Raw genomic sequence first — 19,474 nt, 5'->3', positions numbered from 1 at the left:
CCGAGTTCGGCAGTGTCCCGCGACGGCACCCTCGCGGTCCACGCGTTTTTCGGCAGGTCACGCCGGCCGAGGAACGCCAAATCTCAAGTGACGCAAGGGGATTGACCTAGAAAGCGCTTGCCACCTACGGTCCCCCGATGGGTATGCAGCGAAGATTCGGGTGGGCGTCGCTCGCCGCGGCGACCACCATGGCACTGGCGGCAGGAGTGACCGCGGCGCCCGCCGCCCACTCCGCGGACGATCCCGTGCAGATCGTGGTCGACGGGAACGACGTACGCGCCGGCAACGTGAACGGCCTGACCTACAAGGGCCTCGGTCTGCTCAGCTGCAACAGCACGAGCAATCTGCTGATGGACTACAAGGCGGAGCACCCCGACCGTTACTGGCAGCTCGTCAGAGTGCTGTTCGGTGGCGCGAACCCCCTCATCAACCACGTCAAGGTCGAGATGGGTTCGGACACGAACACCTCGACCGGTTCCGATCCGGCGACCATGCGCACGGCGGACGAACTCGCCGACGCGTCCCGCTCACCCGGCTTCCAACTGGCCGCCGACGCCAAGACGGTGAACCCGGCTCTGAAGGTCTCGATCCTGCGCTGGGTCATGCCCCAGTGGGTCCAGACCGAGTGGAACAAGGGCACCGGCACCGACGAGATGTACAAGTGGTACAAGGAGACGATCCTCGACGCGTACCAGAAGTACGGGTACATGGTCGACTACGTGAATCCCGACACCAACGAGACCACGAAGCCCGACATCTCCTTCATCAAGTGGTACAAGAACGCCCTGGCGAACGACACCGAATTCAGCGATCCCCGCTATGGCTTGACGGATCGTCAGCAGCAGACCGCCGCCAAGGCGTACCACGACATCAAGATCGTCGCCTCGGACGAGAACACCACGAAGAACATCGGCCCCGCGATGCTCACCGACACCGAGCTCTTCGGCATGGTCGACGCGGTGGGCTACCACTACACCACCGACGACCGCCTCGACGGCACCCCGGACAGCGCCACCTACCGGCCCTACACGAAGCTGGCGACCGGTGCCGACGCCGTCGGCCAGGACAAGGAGGTCTGGTACAGCGAGGGCGTGGGCTCCTTCGGCTGGACGGACTACCGGGTCAACAACACCGAGGGCCCGGGCGGCGCGAGCACCGGGATCGGCGGGGTGCAGAGCGCCCTCGACATCGCCAACCGCTCCGTGAAGAGCTATGCCAACTCCAAGCGCACGCACTACATCTTCCAGCCGGCGATCGGGGCCTTCTACGAGGGCGCCCAGTACAGCCACAAGGAGCTGGTCAGCGCCCGCGACCCGTGGTCCGGGAGCATCCACTACGACGCGGCCGTGTACGTGATGCAGCACTTCACCCAGTTCGCGAAGACCGGCTGGGAGAACGACACCAACACGGCCGGCATCTGGCGCACCGTGCCGGAGGCGAGCTACAGCGGTGTGAGCGGCACCGAGAACGTCGACGGCTCCAACGGCGCGCCGAGTTACATGACGCTCGCCGACCCGAAGAAGAAGGACTTCTCCACGATCGCCGTCAACGACAGCGACCTGACGAGGAGTTACCGCATCAAAGCCGAGAACATGGACCTGGGCGGCGATCCCACCATGGAGGTCTGGGAGACCCGCGCGGCGGACCCCGGCCAGGCCTACGACGCGAACTTCAAGCACCTCGCCGCCGAGATCCGCCCCGACGGTGACGGTTACTACACCTACACGGTGAAGCCGCGCTCGATCGTCACCTTCACTACGCTCGACCGCGGCCGCGACAAGGCGACGCAACAGCGCCTGCCCTCCTCGTCGGCCCGCACGGTGCTCGACACCGACGCGACGGGCAAGAGGCACGACACCCACGACAGCGTCCTGTACGCCGACGACTTCGGGTACGAGGAGGAGGGCCGGGTCCAGGTCGGCACGGACGACGGGGCTCGCAGGATCTCCCAGCCGTACCTCGCGTCCCGTGGCAACCAGCCCCGTTACCTGGTCGACCAGACCGGCGCGTGGGAGGTCGGCAAGGACGCCGGCGGCGGCAACGTCCTGTACCAGTACCTGGACCAGTCCATGAAGGACACCGGTGCCTGGAACCGGAACACCCCCAACACCACGGTCGGCGACTTCCGTTGGGAGAACTACCGGGCCTCGGTCGACGTCTCCTTCCCGGACCCGCAGGGCGGCCTCGCCACCCTGGGCGTGCGCCAGCAGAAGGGCATGGCGGCGACGGACGCCGCGTACAGCGTCGGGATCGGCCCGTCCGGAAGCTGGACCCTCTACCGGTACGGCACGGCGCTGCGCACCGGTTCGGTCGCCGCGTCCGACGGCTACCGCCTCGCCGTCGAGGCCCGGGGCGCGACCGTCACCGCGTACGTCGACGGACAGGCCGTGGCCACCTACCAGGACCCGACGCCCGTGACCGAGGGGCGCGTCAAGCTCGGCACCGGCTTCCACCGGACCGCGTTCGACAACCTGAAGGTCGAGAAGGTCGCCGGATACACGCCGTACGCCACCGCGCTGACCGACAACATGGACAGCTCGGTCGCCTACGACGGCACCTGGAGCCGGAACGCCGCCCTCGGTGACGCGATGAACTGGTACCGGTCGACCTCCACCAGCGCCACCGCCGGCGCGACGGTCACCGTCCCGTTCCGAGGCACGGGCATCGATGTCATCGGCGGCAACGACGGAAGTGCCGTCCTCGACATCTCCGTGGACGGCCGCCCCGTCGCCCGGGACGCGAAGACCACTGCCACCGACAAGCGCCAGGCGACGTACTCGCTCCGCGGGCTGCCCGACGGCAGGCACACGGTGACGTTCACCCTGAAGTCCGGGAAGATCGTCCTCGACGCCTTCACAGCGATCTCCGGCGACGTGGACGGGCGGGTCGACACGGCACCGCTCAGCACTGCCCTGGACGCGGTGGGCTCCCCGGACCGGGCCGACTACACGGCCGGCTCCTGGGCCCTCTTCGCCACCGCGCGCAAGGCTGCCCGGGCCGCGGTGTCCGGGCAGCGGGGCCTCGACGCCCTCGGCGTCGAACAGCTCGTGAGCAGGCTCGGCGACGCCTACGAGGGGCTGGTCCGCGAGGACGCCTGACCGACGCGAGCGGCGGGCCCGCCAGTTCTGGCAGACCCGCCGCTCGTCACCGTCGGGACGACAGGATGTGAACCTGCGACCCCTTGACCCCCAGGAGTGCGGGTCACCTGCGTTGCACACCGTGTGGTCCCCAACTGGCCCCCAGCCGATTCAGACGAGCGCCTTGCACCGGCCGCCGGTGACGCCTGACACGGATGCGGATCGCGCCCTGTGGTGCGTCGTCAGTCCGCCCTCAGTGGATGCGTGAGGTTCGCTCCGGTCGCCGGGTCGAACACGTGAGCCTTGGCCATGTCGACCTGCAGCTCTACCGGTTCACCTTCGCGGGCACGCGTGGCGGCGTCCAGGCGGGCCACGATCTGATGGGTGTCGGCGCCGGTGTCACGCAGGCCCGAGTCCTTGGCGAGCTCCTCCAGTTCGGTGGTCGTCACGGGCCCGCCCTCCGCGGCGAAGTAGACATACGCATCGGAGCCCAGCGACTCCAGTACCTCCACGGTGGCGGTGAAGACCGGGCCGGTCCGGTCTTCACCGTGTGACAGGGCCACGTCCTCGAATGCCTCCGGTCGTAGCCCGACGATGACCTCGCGGGGCGCGTTCTGCCTTTCCAGCGCCTGCCTCGTACGGTCGTCGAGGGGCAGGTCGCCCAGGGGCGAGCGCAGGGCGCCACCCTCCAGAGTGGCATTCAGGAAGTTCATCGCCGGCGAGCCGATGAAGCCCGCGACGAAGATGTTGCGCGGCAAGTCGTACAGCTCGGCAGGTGTGCCGAGCTGCTGGACCAGGCCCTGCCTCATGACCACAACGCGGTCGCCGAGCGTCATCGCCTCGGTCTGGTCGTGGGTGACGTACACGGTGGTCGTGCCGAGGCGCCGCTGAATCCGAGAGATCTGCGTGCGCATCTGTACCCGGAGTTTGGCGTCCAGGTTGGACAACGGCTCGTCCATCAGGAACGCCTTGGGATCACGGACGATCGCCCGCCCCATGGCCACCCGCTGACGCTGACCGCCCGAGAGGTTGGCGGGCTTGCGGTCCAGGTGCTCGGTGAGGTCGAGGACCCGGGCGGCTTCCGTCACCTTGGCGTCGACCGTGTCCTTGTCCACCTTGGCCAGGCGCAGCGGGAAGCCCATGTTCTCCCGGACGCTCATGTGCGGGTACAGGGCATAGCTCTGGAACACCATGGCGACGTCGCGTTCCTTGGGAGCCAGGTCGTTGACGACCCGGCCTCCGATGCGCAGGGTGCCCTCGCTGATGTCCTCGAGTCCGGCGATCATGTTCAGGGTGGTGGACTTGCCGCATCCCGACGGACCGACCAGGATCACGAACTCACCGTCGACGATCTCGAGGTCCACGTCTTTCACGGCGAGGGCCCCGTCGGGAAAGCGCTTGGTGACTCCCTCAAGGATGATCTCGGCCATGGATGATGCCTCCTTGCCTCATGCCTTCCGGGTGCGGGTACCGCGGTCGGTGTCCCGGACCGGTGGCCTGCCTGCCGCGGTCGGCCCGTTCACCCCTTGACCGCCCCGGAGGTCAGTCCGGCGACGATCCGCCGTTGGAAGAGCAGGACGAAAACGATGATCGGGATGGTGATGACCACAGCGGCGGCGGCGATCGACCCTGTGGGCTGCTGGAACTGGGAGCTCCCGGTGAAGAACGCGATCGCGGCGGGCACGGTGCGCGCGGACTCGGTGGACGTCAGCGAGATCGCGAACAGGAAGTCGTTCCAGCAGAAGATGAACACGAGGATGGCCGTGGTGAACACGCCCGGCGCGGCGAGCGGCACGATGACCATCCGGAACGCCTGAGCGGGCGTGGCCCCGTCCACCTTGGCGGCCTTCTCCAGGTCCCAGGGGATCTCCCGGAAGAACGCCGACAGGGTGTAGATCGCCAGCGGCAGCGAGAAGGTCATGTACGGGATGATCAGCCCGATCCAGGTGTCGAAGATCCCGATGTTCCGCTCGATGTTGAACAGCGGTGACACCAGGGAGATCGGCGGGAACATGGCGATCAGCAGCGACATGCCGATGAGCACCCCCTTGCCGGGGAACCGCAGCCGGGCCACCGCGTAGGCGGCCATGGTGCCGAGCGCCACCGCGATGACCGTGGCGATCAGGGCGATGCCGATCGAGTTGATCAGCGCCCTGGTGAACTCGGAGGTCTGGAAGATGCCCCGGTAGTTCTCCCAGGTCCAGTCCCTCGGGATGTAGTCGCCGTCGGTGAGGGTGCTGGGGTCCTTGAACGACAGCGCGGCGATCCACCACACCGGGAACAGGGCGTACAGCACCACCACGATGTTGATGACGGCCCATCGGGTCGCGTGCGTCTTTCCTACTGCGGTCATCAGCGCTTCACCTCCGCGCCCGGTGCGGCCGCGCCGAACAGCTTGACGAACGCGAAGGCGATGATCCCGACACAGATGAAGATCAGGACCGAGATCGCCGACCCGATGCCCAGGTTCAGCGAGGTGAACAGGTTGTCGTACCCGAGGATCGACACGGAGCCGGTTCCCTGGGCTCCCGCGGTCAGGACGTAGATGTTGTCGAAGATCCGGAACGCGTCCAGGGTGCGGAAGAGCAGCGCCACCAGGATGGCCGGCTTCATCAGTGGCACCATGACCTTGGTGAACCGCTGCCAGGATGTGGCGCCGTCCACCATGGCCGCCTTCAGGGTCTCCTCGGGGACCAGGGCGAGGCCCGCGAGCAGCAGCAGGGCCATGAACGGGGTCGTCTTCCACACCTCCGCGAGGACGATCAGCCATAGGGCGGGCCACTGTTCGGTCAGCGGGGCCTCCCCGCTGGGCAGCAGTCCGGCGAGGTAGCCGAGGTCCGGCGTCCAGGCGTACTGCCAGGAGAAGGCGGCGACCACGGTGACGATGCCGTACGGGATGAGGACCGAGGTGCGGACCGCGCCTCGCGCGAAGATCGTGCGGTGCATGACCAGCGCGAGTCCCATGCCGAGGACCAGTTCGACGGTCACGGACACGGCGGTGATGAACAGCGTCACCCAGAACGCGTCCCACCAGAACGGTGAGGTCAGCACGGCCCCGTAGTTGCTCAGCCCCACCCACTTCGCCTGCCCGGGAAACCTCAGGTCGTAGCGTTGGAGGGACAGGTAGACGGCGTATCCGATGGGGTAGGCGGTCACCGCGAGCATGACGATGACGGCGGGTGCGCACAGCAGCCAGCCGAGCCGTCGCTCCTGCCGGGCGCCTGCCGAGATCGCCGCCCGCTCCCGCTTCGACGGCTCCGCCTCCGGGGGCTGCGGGGCTCCGGCCGGTTCGGCTTGCATGCTCACGGGATCACACCCTCGGATCGCAGGGCATCGTCGATCTGATCCCTGATGGTCTTGATGGAGCTCTCCGGCTTGATCGCCGACGGCGGGGACAGCGTGTGGGAGACCGCGATCGAGATGTTCTGGTAGGCCGGAGTGAGCGGACGCACACTCGCCGTTTCCAGGGAGGTCAGCACCTCCCGGGAGAACGGGTACGCCTTCATGAACGCCGGGTCGTCGTACAGGGCGCGCAGGGTGGGCGGCAGTCCGCCCTCGAGCGCGGCGGTGAGCTGGTTCTCCCGGTTGCGCAGGCACAGGGCCGCCTCGAAGGCCAGACCGGGGTGGCGCGAGTAGGCGCTCACGGCCAGGTCGATGCCGCCGATGGTGGGCCGGGCCGGGCGGTCGGCGGCGACCCGGGGGTAGAGGGCCCAGCCGAAGTTCTTGAACAGTTTCGGGTTGTTCGCCTTCATCGACGGATAGACGAACGGGTAGTTGATCTCGAACGCCGCCGATCCCGACTCCATGGCGAGGCGGTTCTGGTCCTCCATCTGGTTGGACAGGGAGGGGTCCGCGGCCGGGGAGTTCGCCAGCCGGCGCATGACCTCGGCGGCCCTGACGGCCGGTGGGCCGAGGGACGGCTCGGTCGCGGTCCGGTTGAGGATGGAGCCGCCCGCGCTGTTGATCAGTGTGTTGAACCAGACGGTCAGGCCCTCGTACTGGGCGCCCTGGATCTCCACGAAGTGCGGCTTGCCCTGCCGGGCGAGGGCGCGGGACATGGCGATCATCTCGGCCCAGGTCTTGGGCGGGGCGGGGACCAGGTCCTTGCGGTACCAGAGGAGTTGGGTGTTGGTGTTGTACGGGACGGCGTACAGCCTGCCCTTCCAGGTCGAGGTCTGCAGCGGTACCCGTAGCGTGCCCTCGGTGGCCCGCTGCTTCGCCACGCCGGTCCACTCGCGGATCCAGCGTGCCTCGGCGAACTCCGCCGCCCAGGTGACGTCCAGGCCCAGGATGTCGAGCGAGTCGTCCTCAGCCGCGAGCCTGCGGACAAGCTGCTGACGCTGACCGTCCGCGGCACGCGGAAGCTTGTTGTAGCTGATCCGGTAGCGGCCGCCCGACGCCTGACTGCACCGGTCGGCCGCCTTCTGGAGCGCACCGGAGTCGTCGGGGAAGTTGTACCAGTTGAGGGTGGGCCTACCGGAGCCCTCGTCACTGCCGCACGCGGCAAGCACCGACGCCAGCAACGGCAGTACGGCGAACGCCCGTAGCCATCGCGTCCCTCTGGGGCGTCCCTTCTGACCCGGAACGGGCCGGCAGCCGCACCTCGTGTGCACGCGCTCCACTCCTCGCTTCCGGACGGTGGCACAGGACTCGGACCTCGCAGCGTGTCCCTCCCGGCGAACACTAAAGACCATATAAGGCAAGATCAAGCACATATCGCATCAAATCGCCCAGTCGCGCCCACCGATGGGCCCTACTCGGCGAACCTACGGGCAGGAAAGAGGGGACGATCGGCTTCGGCTGCTTCCGCCGCTCTCCGGCAGCCAGTTGGGCGCGGCCGCGCACTGTCGGCCGGACGGATATCAAGGGAAACGTTTATGCAAGACCGCCCCAGAGCGCTCGGTCCGCGTCTGGTCCCCGAGAATGACGAAGAGGCCACTTCCGATCCACTGGAAATGACCTCCGACCTGCTACTTCGCAAGTCGGGACGACAGGATTTGAACCTGCGACCCCTTGACCCCCAGGAGTAGGAGTCATCTCTTTTGCCCGTACATACGGTGAGAAAGGGCCACCGCCGGGTCAAGAGGCCGGCTCGCCAGGGCCCTCACGGCGTGAGATCTCTCGGCCTTGCGCCTGAGCTCGCGGATGGCGTCCTGACATTGCCAGGGATCGCTGCTGCGCCGCTGTTCCTCATCGACCGGCTGCCAGACCGCCGGTTCCTCCAGGTGGGTGATCACCGTGGAGGTGTCGATGTCGGGGGTTCCGCTCTTGCCGTCGAGTCGCCGTTTGATGTCGTGCAAGCGCGGAGCCGCACGGTAGCAGGACAGCTGGGAGTCGGTGAGTCCGCGTATGGCGTCGCCACCACACTTGCTGCACCAGTCGAGTCGGTGCGAGCCATCAGGTCGGCGCCGGTGAGCAGGTCGTCGCCGGCCACAACCGCGCGTTCGTGGGCGTGCCAGCACACGGGAGAGTGTCTCTTGCCCTCGATCAGAGGAAGGTGGCAGTTGCCGTCGCTGTCCTGAGGGCAGGCGACCCGGGCACGCTGAGATCCCTGGACCGGCCTCAGGGGGCGATCTTGTCCAGCCGACCCGAGAATGAGTGTGGGCATCTACTCGCGGACGACGGTGCGAGGTGATGCTGCAACGGGCTGGAGGTCGTCGGGCATGGAACGCGTGACGGTTCCGAACGGAGCACGAGACCGGGCCCACCAGGCGAACCGGGAAAGCCGAACGCTTCGGCCCGCAGGCGCCGGGACCGTGCGGTCATGACGGTCGAGGGGATGCCCGCGGTCGGCACGCTAAGCCCCACCGACGTAGCAAGCCACTCTCCCGCTCCCATGGAGCACGCGGATCCCGGAAGGCCGCCGGATCCGGCCCCGGACCCAGGGCCATCCGGCTCGCCGGAGGGAGTCCTGGCCATCCGCGACATGGTGACGCGGCTGAGAGCCGCCTGGCCCACGGTCGACGAGGCCACCGTCGAGGCCGTGGTCAGGTCGGCGTACGAATCGTTCCGTGAGACCAGAGTCAGGGCCTACGTTCCGATCCTGGCCGAACGCCGGGCGCGCAAGGTGCTCGGCGCGGCCGGCGGCGCTCCGTCCCCTGGTCACGATCGCCACGAAGGAGAGAGGAGCTGATCAGCTATGTCGGACGAGAGAGCCGAGCGCATAGCGGATTTCATCGAGCCGCTGAGGGTGGCACCGGGGTCGAAGGTCCGGCTGGGCCGGGACTTCGATCCTCGTGACAAGGCCGGTCTGAAGAAGCGGGAGGGCGTCGAACTGCTGCGGACCGGGGTGTCCCTGCTGGCTGAGTACCAGGAACGGCTGGCCGCCCAGGACACGTACGGCGTGCTGCTGTGCCTGCAGGCGCTCGATGCCGGCGGCAAGGACGGAACGATCCGTCATGTGATGAGCGGCGTCAATCCGCAGGGCGTGCGGGTGAGCAGCTTCAAGGTGCCCTCCGCCGAGGAACTGGACCACGACTACCTGTGGCGATACGCCCGGTGGCTGCCTGAGCGCGGCGAGATCGCCATCTTCAACCGCTCGCACTACGAAGAGGTTCTCGTCGTACGCGTGCATCCCGAACTACTCATCCGGCAGAGGCTGCCCGACCGTGCCCACGGATCAGGTGGGTGGAAGCGGCGGTTCCGGGAGATCAACGACTGGGAGCGCTACCTGACGGACAACGGGTTCAAGGTGGTGAAGATCTTCCTGAACCTGTCGAAGGAGGAGCAGCGCACCCGTTTCATGAAGCGGCTCGACCTGCCGGAGAAGAACTGGAAGTTCTCCGCGGCCGACGTCCGGGAGCGACAGCACTGGGACGAATACCAGCGCGCGTTCTCCAAGATGCTGTCCGCCACGAGTACGGAGTGGGCGCCCTGGTACGTGGTGCCGGCGGACCGGAAGTGGTTCGCGCGGATCTGCACAGCGGCGGTGCTCGCGCACACCCTGATCGACATCGACCCCCGGTACCCGGAACTCGACGACGCGGCGCGGGGGGACCTGCGCACCGTCAGACGGAAGCTGGAGCTGGAGGCTCCCAAGGGCCTTCCGGCCGATCCGTACGCGGCCCGGCACCCGTCGGCGGCCAAGAAGAAGCGCCACTAGGCAGACCAGGCAGGGGCAGCGGGCAGGGTGTTTCGACCGGCCAGGATCGGAGGCAGGGCGATGACGGTGCAGCCGGATTCCGTGGGAGAACAGCCGCGGGCCTCACAGGACGACGTCTGGTACACGCGTTCCCCAGAGGAGGCCGTGCAGGCCCTTGGAGTCGATCCGGCGGTCGGGCTCGCCGCGTCACGGGCCGCCGAACTCCTGGCCGCGCACGGCCCCAACGCACTGCCCGAGGAGGCACGGACTCCGGCCTGGCGCCGGTTTCTCGATCAGTACCGCAGCTATATGCAGATCGTCCTGGTCGTCGCGGCGGTGGTCTCGCTGCTCATCCAGGAGTGGACCACCGCGGTCCTGCTCCTCGCGCTGACCCTGCTGAACGCGGTCGTGGGCCTGCGTCAGGAGGGCAAGGCCGAGAGCGCGATGAACGCCCTGAAATCGATGATGGAGGCGACGGCCCGGGTGCGCAGGGACGGCACTGAGGCCGAGATCCCCGCGGAGCGGCTCGTCGTCGGCGACATCGTCCTCATCTCGGCAGGGGACCAGGTACCGGCGGACGGGCGCATCATCGAGGCCAGCGCCCTGCAGATCGACGAGTCGGCGCTCACCGGCGAGAGCGTGCCCGCGTCGAAGGACACCGGCGCGCTGCCGGGCGGGCGGAGCCTGCCACCCGGTGACCGGACCGACATGGCGTTCATGAACACCCCGGTCACCCATGGCAGCGGTCTCCTCGTGGTGACCGCCATCGGCGCGGACACCGAGCTGGGCAAGATCTCCGGAATGCTCGCGGCCACCGAGAAGGAGGTGCCGCCGCTCACCAAGGAGCTCGACAGGCTGACGCTGTGGATCACGGGGGCCGCCGGGCTCACCATGATCGTGATGTTCGCACTGGGACGCAGCCGGGACCAGGCGTGGGACGTGCTGTTCGTCAGCGCGGTCTCCCTGGCCATCGCGGCCATCCCCGAGGCCCTGCCGACGGTTACGCAGGCGATTCTCTCCGTCGGGAGCCTCAACCTGGCGAGACGGAACGCCATCGTCAAGGAACTGCCCTCGGTCGAGACCCTCGCCTTCACCTCGGCGATCAACTCGGACAAGACCGGCACCCTGACGATGAACCAGATGACCGCCGTCGAAGTGATCAGTCCCACCGACAGGTACACGGTCTCCGGCACGGGCTACGGTCTGGAGGGGAGGGTCCACCATGCCGCGGGGTCCTCCGCGGGCATCGAGGACGCGATCCTGCCGTACGTCGTGGCCAGCGACGCGAAGCTGGTGGACGGCGCGGTGGTGGGCGACCCCACGGAGGGCGCGCTGCTGGTGCTGGCCCACAAGGCGGGGCTGGACACGGACGCCACCGTGGAACGTCTCCCCCGTCTCGCGACCCTGCCGTTCGACCCGGACTACAAGCTGATGGCCACCTTCCATTCGGCCCTCGACGCCACAGGTCGGCCGGTCGTCCGGTGTTTCGTCAAGGGCGCGGCGCCGGCGGTGGTGGCGCGGGCCGCCACCGCGCTCGCCTCGGGCGAGACCGTACCGTGGGACGCCGGTCTCCGAGGCCGCGCCGAGTCGGCGATCGAGCGGATGGGCGGCGAGGGGCGCCGGGTGATGGCCGCGGCCACCCGGGACCTCGACGCCGCCGCCTTCGACGCGGACGGTGACCTGCTCGCGTACGTCACCGAGTTGCGGATGAGTAGTCTCGTCGCGATGGTCGACCCGCCCCGCGAGCAGTCGAAGGCCGCCGTGGCGGACGCCCGCGCGGCGCACATCCGGGTCCGCTTGGTGACGGGCGACGACGTCACCACCGGGGCGGCGATCGCCCGGCAGATCGGCATCCCCGGCGAGGCCGTCCTCGGCGCCGACTTCGCCGCGCTGAGCGAGCAGGAGCGGCTGGACCGGATCGACGCCATTGGTGTGGTGGGACGGGTCGCTCCGGAGCACAAGGTGCTGCTGGCCGACACCCTCAAGAAGAAGGGCGACGTCGTGGCGATGACCGGGGACGGCGTCAACGACGCGCCCGCCATCAAGGCCGCCGACATCGGCATCGCGATGGGCAGCGGTACGGACGTGGCGAAGAGCGCCAGCCGCATGATCCTCTCCGACGACGACTTCGCCACCATCGTCTACGCCGTGGAACAGGGCCGGACGATCTACGACAACCTCACCAAGTACATCCGGTTCGTCCTGCTCCTGCTGGTCACCTTCGTTCTGACGTTCCTCGGAGCCACCGTCCTGAACATCGCGGCGGGTGAGCCCTTCACTCCACCCCAGGTGCTGTGGATCCACTTCGTGGTCAACGCCTCCTTCGGCTTCGCGCTCGGCTTCGACGAGGAGAGCCCGGGACTCATGAGCCGCAGGCCGCGTCCGCGCGGGGAGTCGGTGCTCACCCGGCCCGTGCTGGTCACGGTCGGGCTCGGCGGGCTGGCCATCACCTGCGGCCTGCTCGGGCTGATCAAGCTCGGCCATTCCCACTTCGGCAGCGTCGAGACCGGTCAGTCGATCGCGTTCACCGCCTTCGCGCTCTGTCTGATCGTGGCCGCGTTCGAATGCCGCAGCGAGACGGAATCCGTGCTGACGCCATCCACGTTCGACAGCAGGCAGATGAACTGGGTGGCCGCCGCCCAGCTCGTCCTCGCTGTGCTGGTGACCCAACTGGACGGCTTTCGCCGCCTCCTGGGGACGACCTCGATCGACGCCCGGCAGTTCGGCTGGGCGCTCCTGACCGCCGTCGCGCTTCTGCTCCTCTGGGAACTGGGCAAGCTCCTGGCCCGCCGGTCGAGGGCGGCCGGGTGAGCGGGATGCCGGACGAGTCGGGGGACACCGGTCGAGGCGTAACCGCCCGGTGCAGGCCGGGGGCCGGCGTCACGTGTGGTCGGACGACCGTCTCCGGACCGGAGCCCCGCGGACCGATGTGCTCCGGGCCGGGACGACCGTCGCGGTGCCCGTCGTGCCACCGGGGCTCGACCGTGGTCCGGCGCGGACCGGCGCCACCCGTGGTCCCGGCCGCGTGGCTCGGGCCGGTGACGCGGCGGCCGTCCGCGGACGGGTGCCCGACCCGTCGGCCACGTGGCACCGCGCCCGGTACGCGAGGGCGGTGCGCGCCGTCCCGATCACGCGAGGCCGCCCTTACCACGCACGCAAGGGTGGCGGCCGGCGACGCGAGCTGCGGGACTCGCCGAGAGGACGGCCCGTGACCGACCAGCACGACAGTCATCGCGCCCTGTCCCGGCTCCGTACCGTTCCCGGAATCCGCGCCATGTCGTCGTACCGCCGCGAGTGGCTGGTCAAGGACCTGATCGCGGGGATCGTCCTGACCACGCTGCTGGTGCCGCAGGGCATGGCGTACGCCGAGTTGGCGGGTCTGCCGGCCATCACCGGCCTGTACACGACGATTCTCTGCCTGCTCGGCTACGCCGTGTGCGGGCCGTCCCGCATCCTGGTGCTGGGCCCGGACTCGTCGCTGGGGCCGATGATCGCCGCCACCGTGCTGCCCCTGGTGGCCGCGGACGGGGATCCCGACCGGGCGGTCGCGCTCGCCTCGGTGCTCGCGCTCATGGTCGCGGCGATCATGATCCTGGCCTCGGTGGCGAAGCTTGGCTTCATCGCTGACCTGATCTCCAAGCCGACGATGATCGGCTACATGAACGGCCTCGCCCTCACCATCCTGATCGGCCAGCTGCCCAAACTGCTCGGCTTCAAGGTCGAGGCGGACAACCTGATCGGGGAGTGCGTCGGCCTCGTGGAAAAGCTCGCCGACGGGGCGGTGGTGCCCGCCGCCGCCACGGTCGGCGTCTGCGGGATCCTCCTGCTCCTGGTGTTGCAGCGGTGGCTGCCGAAGGTGCCCGCGGTACTGGTGATGGTGGTCCTCGCGATCGCCGCGACCGCGGTCCTCGACCTGGGCGAGCACGGCGTCGACCTGGTCGGAGAACTGCCCGAGGGCTTCCCGCCGTTCACGATCCCCGACATCCGCCTCGCCGACCTCGCGCCGCTGTTCGGCGGCGCGCTGGGCATCGCCCTGGTGTCCCTGGCCGACACGATCTCCAACGCGTCGGCCTTCGCGGCCCGCAGCGGACAGGAGGTGCGCGGCAACCAGGAGATGGCCGGGGTCGGTGTGGCGAATCTGGCGGCAGGACTCTTCCAGGGCTTCCCGGTCAGCACCAGCGGATCCCGTACGGCGGTGGCGGAGCGGGCCGGCGCCAAGAGCCAGCTCACCGGCGTCGTGGGGGCGGCGCTCATCGTCCTGATGCTCGTGCTGGCCCCGGGCATGTTCCGCGATCTTCCCCAGCCGGCCCTCGCCGCCGTCGTCATCACAGCCTCGCTGTCCCTGGCCGACCTGCCGGGGACGGTACGGCTGTGGCGGCAGCGCAGGACGGAGTTCCTGCTGTCGGTCGCCGCGTTCCTGGGCGTGGCGCTGCTCGGCGTCCTGGAGGGGATCGCCATCGCCGTGGCGCTGTCCGTCCTCAACGTCTTCCGGCGCGCCTGGTGGCCGTACAACACCGTGCTGGGACGGGTGAAGGGCCTGGAGGGATACCACGACGTCCGCTCCTACCCGCACGCGGAACAACTCCCTGGCCTGGTGATCCACCGGTTCGACGCCCCGCTCTTCTTCGCCAACGCCAGGGCCTTCCGCGACGAGATCAGGCGACTGGCGCGTACGGAGCCGAGGCCGCGCTGGATCGTGATCGCGGCGGAGCCGATGACCGACGTGGACACCACCGCCGCGGACGTCCTGGAGGAGCTCGACAGGGAACTCAACGCCGAACACGTCCACCTCGTGTTCGCCGAACTCAAGGACCCCGTGCGCCACAAGATCGAACGCTACGAACTCACCCGCACCATCGACCCACGCCATTTCTTTCCCACCGTGGAGGCCGCCGTCGGCGCCTTTCGGCAGCGCTCGGGAGCGGACTGGACTCCCCTCACCACACCGGAACAGTCCACCGGGTCAGGCTCTGACAGCGCGGATCCTCCGGCTGCCCAGGAGCAGTGAGCGTTCTTCGCGCACCGAGAGTCGGCGGGGCGCTACCCAAACCATCGACAAACGTTGCCCACTCCACCTACAAGACCACTCAAGGTCGCCCTGGAGCGTCAGCGGTCCCGCCACCGCGCGGGCCGGTTGGCGCACCTCCAGGCGGAGTTCGTCGCGGCCTTCGCCGAGGTATCCGAGCCTGCCCGGGAGCGGTGGCCTGCCGTGGACGGCCACCGCTCCTTCCAGGACGATCAGGGCGTACTCGAAGTCGGTGCGCAAGATCCTCACCACACACGGGCCAGCACTCCGAAGATTACGTTGACCGGGCTGTTTCAGCTGGTCAGAACTGCGGGAAGCGTTTACCACCAGCAGACCAGGAACCTTGCGGTCTCGTGCTCCCCGAAGAAGGCCAAAACGCGTCCTTGGAACAGGCCGTGCACACGTCAACGGCCGCGTGACGCACCTTGCCGGGGTCAAGGTGCGCATCACCTCCGGTCAGGTGCACTGGTCCCCAACTGGTTCCCAAGAATGATCAAGGGGCCGTTTCAGATTTCCTCTGAAACGGCCCCTGACCTGCGACTGTCTCCAGTCGGGACGACAGGATTTGAACCTGCGACCCCTTGACCCCCAGTCAAGTGCGCTACCAAGCTGCGCCACGTCCCGGCCGCGACGTCCACGGGTGTTCCGTCTGATCGCGCAGGGAAACCCTACCGCACGCACGCGGCCGGACCGACTTGCGAGACGTCAGCCCCGGGTGGTGGCGGTCTCGCGGATGTCCGTGGTCCCGGTGACGATCCGGCGCGCGGTCCGCCGTACCGGAACGAGCAGCGCGGCCAGTGCGGCGGCCAGGCACAGCACGGCCAGCAGCGTGAAGCCGTGCGTGTAGCCGGACTCGTACGGCAGTCCCGAGGGCTGGAGGTGTCCGGTGACCAGGACGGTGGTGACCGCCGCGCCGATGGAGCCGCCGATGGTGCGGATGTTGGCGTTCATACCGGTGGCGGCGCCGGTCTGGTCGGCCGGGACGCTGCCCACGATCAGGTTGGCCATGGAGGCGAAGGCGAGCCCGATGCCGAGGCCGAACAGACCCGCGACCACGGCGATCTGCCACTGCTCGTCGTGCCAGACGGCGAGGAATCCGCAGGCCACCGCGCCCAGCGCGGCACCCGTGGTGAGCAGTGCCTTGGCGCCGACGACCGGCTCCAGGCGGCCGCTCAGCACACCGGAGAGGAACATCGCCACCAGCATCGGCAGCATGAGCAGCCCGGCCGCGGTGACGCTCGCGCCGAAGCCGTATCCGGCCGACGACGGGGTCTGGACGAACCCCGGCAGGAAGGACCAGATCGAGTACATCCCGGCGCCGAAGAGCAGCGCGGCGGTGTTGGTGGTCCAGACGGCCGGCAGGCGCATCACCTTCAGGTCGATCAGCGGGCTGCTGGAGCGGGCCTCGGAGTACAGCCACAGCGCGAACAGCACGACGGCCGCGCCGAACAGGCCGAGCACCCGGGCCGAGCCCCAGCCCCACTTGCCCGCCTGGCTGAGCGGCAGCAGCAGCGCGACCAGCCACCCGGACAGCAGCACGGCACCGGACCAATTGATGTTGCCCTGTGCCCTGTTGGGCGACTCGGGCACATACCGTACGGCGATCAGCGTGGCGGCGATCACGATGGCGACCGGGATCCAGAACAGCCAGCGGTAGTCGAGCGCGGTCACGATGGGACCGGCCGCGACCATGCCGACGCCACCGCCGGCGGCGATCACGGCGGACAGGTTGCTGATGGAGCCGCTGACCTCGGACGCGGCGAACTCGTCCCGGATGATGCCGAAGGAGAGCGGGAACAGGGCGCCGCCGACGCCCTGGACGACCCGGGCGACGATCAGGACACCGATCGACGGCGCGAGCGCGGCGAGGAGGCAGCCGACGGCCACGGTCACGAGGACGGCGACGAGCGTGCGCTTCTTGCCGATCAGGTCGCCGACCCGGCCGAGGATCGGCGTGAAGATCGAGGCGGACAGCAGATACGCGGTCATCACCCAGGTCACGGTGGACTGCGAGGTGTGCAGCGCGTGCTGGACGGTGGGCAGGGCCGGCGCGATCAGTGACTGGAGCATGGAGAACACGCCGGCACCGGCCGCGAGGACGGCGAAGGTGAGGCGGGTGGACTTGCGGGGCATGAGGAGCCTCTCCGAACGAACGGGGTGCGGCCGGAGCCTCGTGGGAAGCGGTCGCGGAAAGGGCGATGGAGGACCTCGACTGCTAAAGTGGAGGTACGCCTCCACTCTAGCGGAGGCAACCCTCCGCTTCAACCCGTACCGGAGGTGCACCTCCGTTTCATCTCCCGGGAGGCAGTCGTGACCGCCCCGTCGTCGTTCCCCGTCACCGAGATCGTCGCGTCCCGCCGACCGCACAGGAAGGACGCCGCCCGCAACTACGACGCCCTGCTGGCCGCTGCCCGCGAGGCGTTCGCGGAGCACGGCGCGGACGCGTCCCTGGAGGACATCGCGCGGCGCGCGGGCGTGGGCATCGGCACGCTGTACCGCAACTTCCCCACCCGCCGCCATCTCTTCGAGAGCGTCTACGCGGACGAGGTGAACACGCTCGTGCAGGTGGCCCAGGAGCTCGCCGGCCAGGAACCCTGGGAAGCGCTCACGGCCTGGCTCGACCGGTTCGCCGGGTACATGGTGACCAAGCGGGCGGTGCGCGAGGCGCTCAACGACGAGTCGGAGATCTTCGCGGCGTGCCGGGACTCGATGTACGCGGCGGGCGGTCCGCTGTTCGCGCGGGCACAGGAGGCGGGTCGGGCGCGGCGGGACATGGACTTCGTGGATCTGCTGCGGATGGTCGCCGGGATCACGGCGACGGCCTTCGACGACGACGCCCAGCGCGATCGAGTGCTGTCGATCGCGCTGGACGGGGTTCGCGTGCCGCGCTGAGCCGGGGAGCGCCCAGGAACTAGGTAGGCAGGGCGACCGCTGGTTCAGCGATCCGCGCTCGCTTCAGTGGACGGCGACCAGCTGCTGCTCGCTCCCGGTGGGCGTCCGCCTGGAGCTGCGCAGGGCGGCGATGCCGATGAAGACCATGGACGACAGGCCCGCGATGGCGAAGGCTGTGAAGCCCCAGTCCCCGTTGCCCGAGGCGAGGAGCTGGCCGCCGAGCCACGGGCCGAAAACGGCACCGAAGCGGCCCATGCCCGAGGTCCAGCCGACGGCCGTGGCCCGGTTGTCCGCGTCGGAGCGGATGGAGACCGTGGCGTAGATCATCGTCTGGGCGCTGTTGAGGAAGACGCCGGTGAGGAAGACGACGATCATCGTGACGGTCATCGGCATGTGGACGCTGAGCAGGAAGACGCCCGCGGCGGTCAGGGCGAACCAGAGCGCCGAGATGCGCGGGGCACCGAAGCGGTCGGCGGCCCGGCCCGCGACCAGCATGCCCACGATGCCGCCGAGGTTGAAGACGACCACGAAGGACAGGGCGGAGCCCAGTTCGTAGCCCTCGGCCCGCATAAGAGTGGGCAGCCAGGTGGCGACGCCGTAGACGAGGAGCAGTCCGCCGAAGGAGGCCACCCAGTAGAGCAGGGTCTGGATCCACTCGTCGCCGCGGAAGAGGTTCGCCAGGCTGGTCCAGCGCTCGCCCGCGCCGCCCGTCTTCACGGCGGGCACCTCGACGTCGTAGCGCTCGGCCAGCGCCCTGGCCTCCTCGCCGCGGCCCTTGGCGACCAGGAAGCTCAGCGACTCGGGCAGCAGCTTCGCCAGCACCGGCGCGAAGAGCAGCGGGAGCACGCAGACCCAGAACGCGGCACGCCAGCCGACCGGGTCGATGAGCCACTTGGCGACATAGGCGGAGAGGATGCCGCCCGCATGGTGGGCGGTCATCAGCAGGCCGATGACGAGGGCTCCGCGGCCGCGCGGGGCGTAGTCGGAGACCATGCTGATCGCGGTCGGCAGCAGTCCGCCGAGGCCGACGCCCGCCAGGGTCCGGCCGAGGCCGAAGACCGCGACGCCGTCGGCCAGCGCGCACACGCCGGAGGCCAGCGAGAAGAGGACCACACAGGAGACCATCAGCCTCTTGCGCCCGATCCGGTCGGCGATCGTGCCGGCGGCGAGGGCGCCGACCAGCATGCCGAAGGTGGCGTAACTGCCGAGGTCGCCGGCCTGGTCCGCGGTGAGGCCGAAGGTCCTGGTCTCCAGCAGGTGGGGCAGCACCGAGCCGTAGATGAACATGTCGAGCCCGTCGAAGAGCACGGCCAGCCAGCACAGACCGACGACCAGGAGGGCCAGTCTGCTGCCGCGGGCAGACAGCGGGGAGGGGGAGGAAGACATCGTTGGTTACCT

13 protein-coding genes and 1 tRNA gene are annotated in these 19,474 nt (G+C 68.9%); 6 read left to right on the top strand and 8 right to left on the bottom strand.

All coding sequences use genetic code 11. The features are described 5' to 3' along the window. Positions 1 to 137 precede the first annotated feature (137 nt). Positions 138 to 3,098 carry a GH59 galactosidase gene (locus tag ABZT06_RS01560; RefSeq protein ID WP_355733149.1) on the top strand — a complete coding sequence of 987 codons (2,961 nt, stop codon included), beginning with the start codon at positions 138 to 140 and terminating at the stop codon, positions 3,096 to 3,098. Positions 3,099 to 3,319: 221 nt separating this feature from the next. Here the strand turns inward: ABZT06_RS01560 and ugpC are convergent, their stop codons facing one another. From ugpC to ABZT06_RS01535, 5 genes are all read right to left on the bottom strand, one after another. Beyond that, positions 3,320 to 4,507: a sn-glycerol-3-phosphate ABC transporter ATP-binding protein UgpC gene (ugpC, locus tag ABZT06_RS01555; protein ID WP_355733147.1), complete on the bottom strand. Its 1,188-nt coding sequence runs from the start codon at positions 4,505 to 4,507 to the stop codon at positions 3,320 to 3,322. 89 nt (positions 4,508 to 4,596) lie between these two features. Then, positions 4,597 to 5,430 carry a carbohydrate ABC transporter permease gene (locus ABZT06_RS01550; protein WP_355733145.1) on the bottom strand — a complete coding sequence of 278 codons (834 nt, stop codon included), beginning with the start codon at positions 5,428 to 5,430 and terminating at the stop codon, positions 4,597 to 4,599. Further along, a complete protein-coding gene (locus ABZT06_RS01545) occupies positions 5,430 to 6,377 on the bottom strand; it encodes a sugar ABC transporter permease (protein WP_355734073.1) in 948 nt (315 codons plus the stop codon). Before ABZT06_RS01545 ends, ABZT06_RS01550 begins: the two co-directional genes overlap by 1 nt. A gap of 2 nt (positions 6,378 to 6,379) precedes the next feature. Continuing rightward, positions 6,380 to 7,690: an ABC transporter substrate-binding protein gene (locus ABZT06_RS01540; protein WP_355733143.1), complete on the bottom strand. Its 1,311-nt coding sequence runs from the start codon at positions 7,688 to 7,690 to the stop codon at positions 6,380 to 6,382. 420 nt (positions 7,691 to 8,110) lie between these two features. Beyond that, entirely contained in the window at positions 8,111 to 8,377 is a 267-nt protein-coding gene (locus ABZT06_RS01535; RefSeq protein ID WP_355733140.1) for a hypothetical protein, read from the bottom strand. A gap of 464 nt (positions 8,378 to 8,841) precedes the next feature. On the opposite strand from ABZT06_RS01535, the gene ABZT06_RS01530 reads away from it, so the two are divergent. The 4 genes from ABZT06_RS01530 to sulP all read left to right on the top strand — a co-directional run bounded on the left by ABZT06_RS01530 (position 8,842) and on the right by sulP (position 15,166). Then, positions 8,842 to 9,210 carry a three-helix bundle dimerization domain-containing protein gene (locus ABZT06_RS01530; RefSeq protein ID WP_355733137.1) on the top strand — a complete coding sequence of 123 codons (369 nt, stop codon included), beginning with the start codon at positions 8,842 to 8,844 and terminating at the stop codon, positions 9,208 to 9,210. 6 nt (positions 9,211 to 9,216) lie between these two features. After that, complete coding sequence (locus tag ABZT06_RS01525) at positions 9,217 to 10,179, top strand: polyphosphate kinase 2 family protein (protein WP_355733134.1); 963 nt, start codon at positions 9,217 to 9,219, stop codon at positions 10,177 to 10,179. Positions 10,180 to 10,239: 60 nt separating this feature from the next. Continuing rightward, positions 10,240 to 12,969 (top strand): HAD-IC family P-type ATPase, encoded by a 2,730-nt coding sequence (locus ABZT06_RS01520; RefSeq protein WP_355733131.1) that lies wholly within the window; start codon positions 10,240 to 10,242, stop codon positions 12,967 to 12,969. Positions 12,970 to 13,366: 397 nt separating this feature from the next. Then, positions 13,367 to 15,166: a sulfate permease gene (sulP, locus tag ABZT06_RS01515; RefSeq protein WP_355733129.1), complete on the top strand. Its 1,800-nt coding sequence runs from the start codon at positions 13,367 to 13,369 to the stop codon at positions 15,164 to 15,166. 568 nt (positions 15,167 to 15,734) lie between these two features. Here sulP and ABZT06_RS01510 read toward each other — a convergent pair. Together ABZT06_RS01510 and ABZT06_RS01505 are read right to left on the bottom strand one after the other, a co-directional pair. Then, a tRNA-Pro gene (locus ABZT06_RS01510) sits at positions 15,735 to 15,808 on the bottom strand. 81 nt (positions 15,809 to 15,889) lie between these two features. Then, positions 15,890 to 17,317, bottom strand: a complete 1,428-nt coding sequence (locus tag ABZT06_RS01505) for an MFS transporter (protein WP_355733126.1) — start codon at positions 17,315 to 17,317, stop codon at positions 15,890 to 15,892. A gap of 177 nt (positions 17,318 to 17,494) precedes the next feature. Between ABZT06_RS01505 and ABZT06_RS01500 the strand changes: the two genes are divergently transcribed. Beyond that, positions 17,495 to 18,076, top strand: coding sequence for a TetR family transcriptional regulator (locus ABZT06_RS01500; protein WP_355733123.1), 582 nt, complete (start codon positions 17,495 to 17,497; stop codon positions 18,074 to 18,076). A 63-nt stretch (positions 18,077 to 18,139) separates the two neighbouring features. On the opposite strand, the gene ABZT06_RS01495 is transcribed toward ABZT06_RS01500, so the two are convergent. Further along, positions 18,140 to 19,462, bottom strand: coding sequence for an aromatic acid/H+ symport family MFS transporter (locus ABZT06_RS01495; RefSeq protein WP_355733120.1), 1,323 nt, complete (start codon positions 19,460 to 19,462; stop codon positions 18,140 to 18,142). Positions 19,463 to 19,474: the final 12 nt, after the last annotated feature.

It is taken from the genome of Streptomyces sp. NPDC005483, assembly GCF_040606035.1.
Lineage (GTDB): Bacteria > Actinomycetota > Actinomycetes > Streptomycetales > Streptomycetaceae > Streptomyces.
The sequence above is the reverse complement of the archived record's forward strand: the minus strand, read 5'-3'. Positions and strand labels throughout refer to the sequence as shown.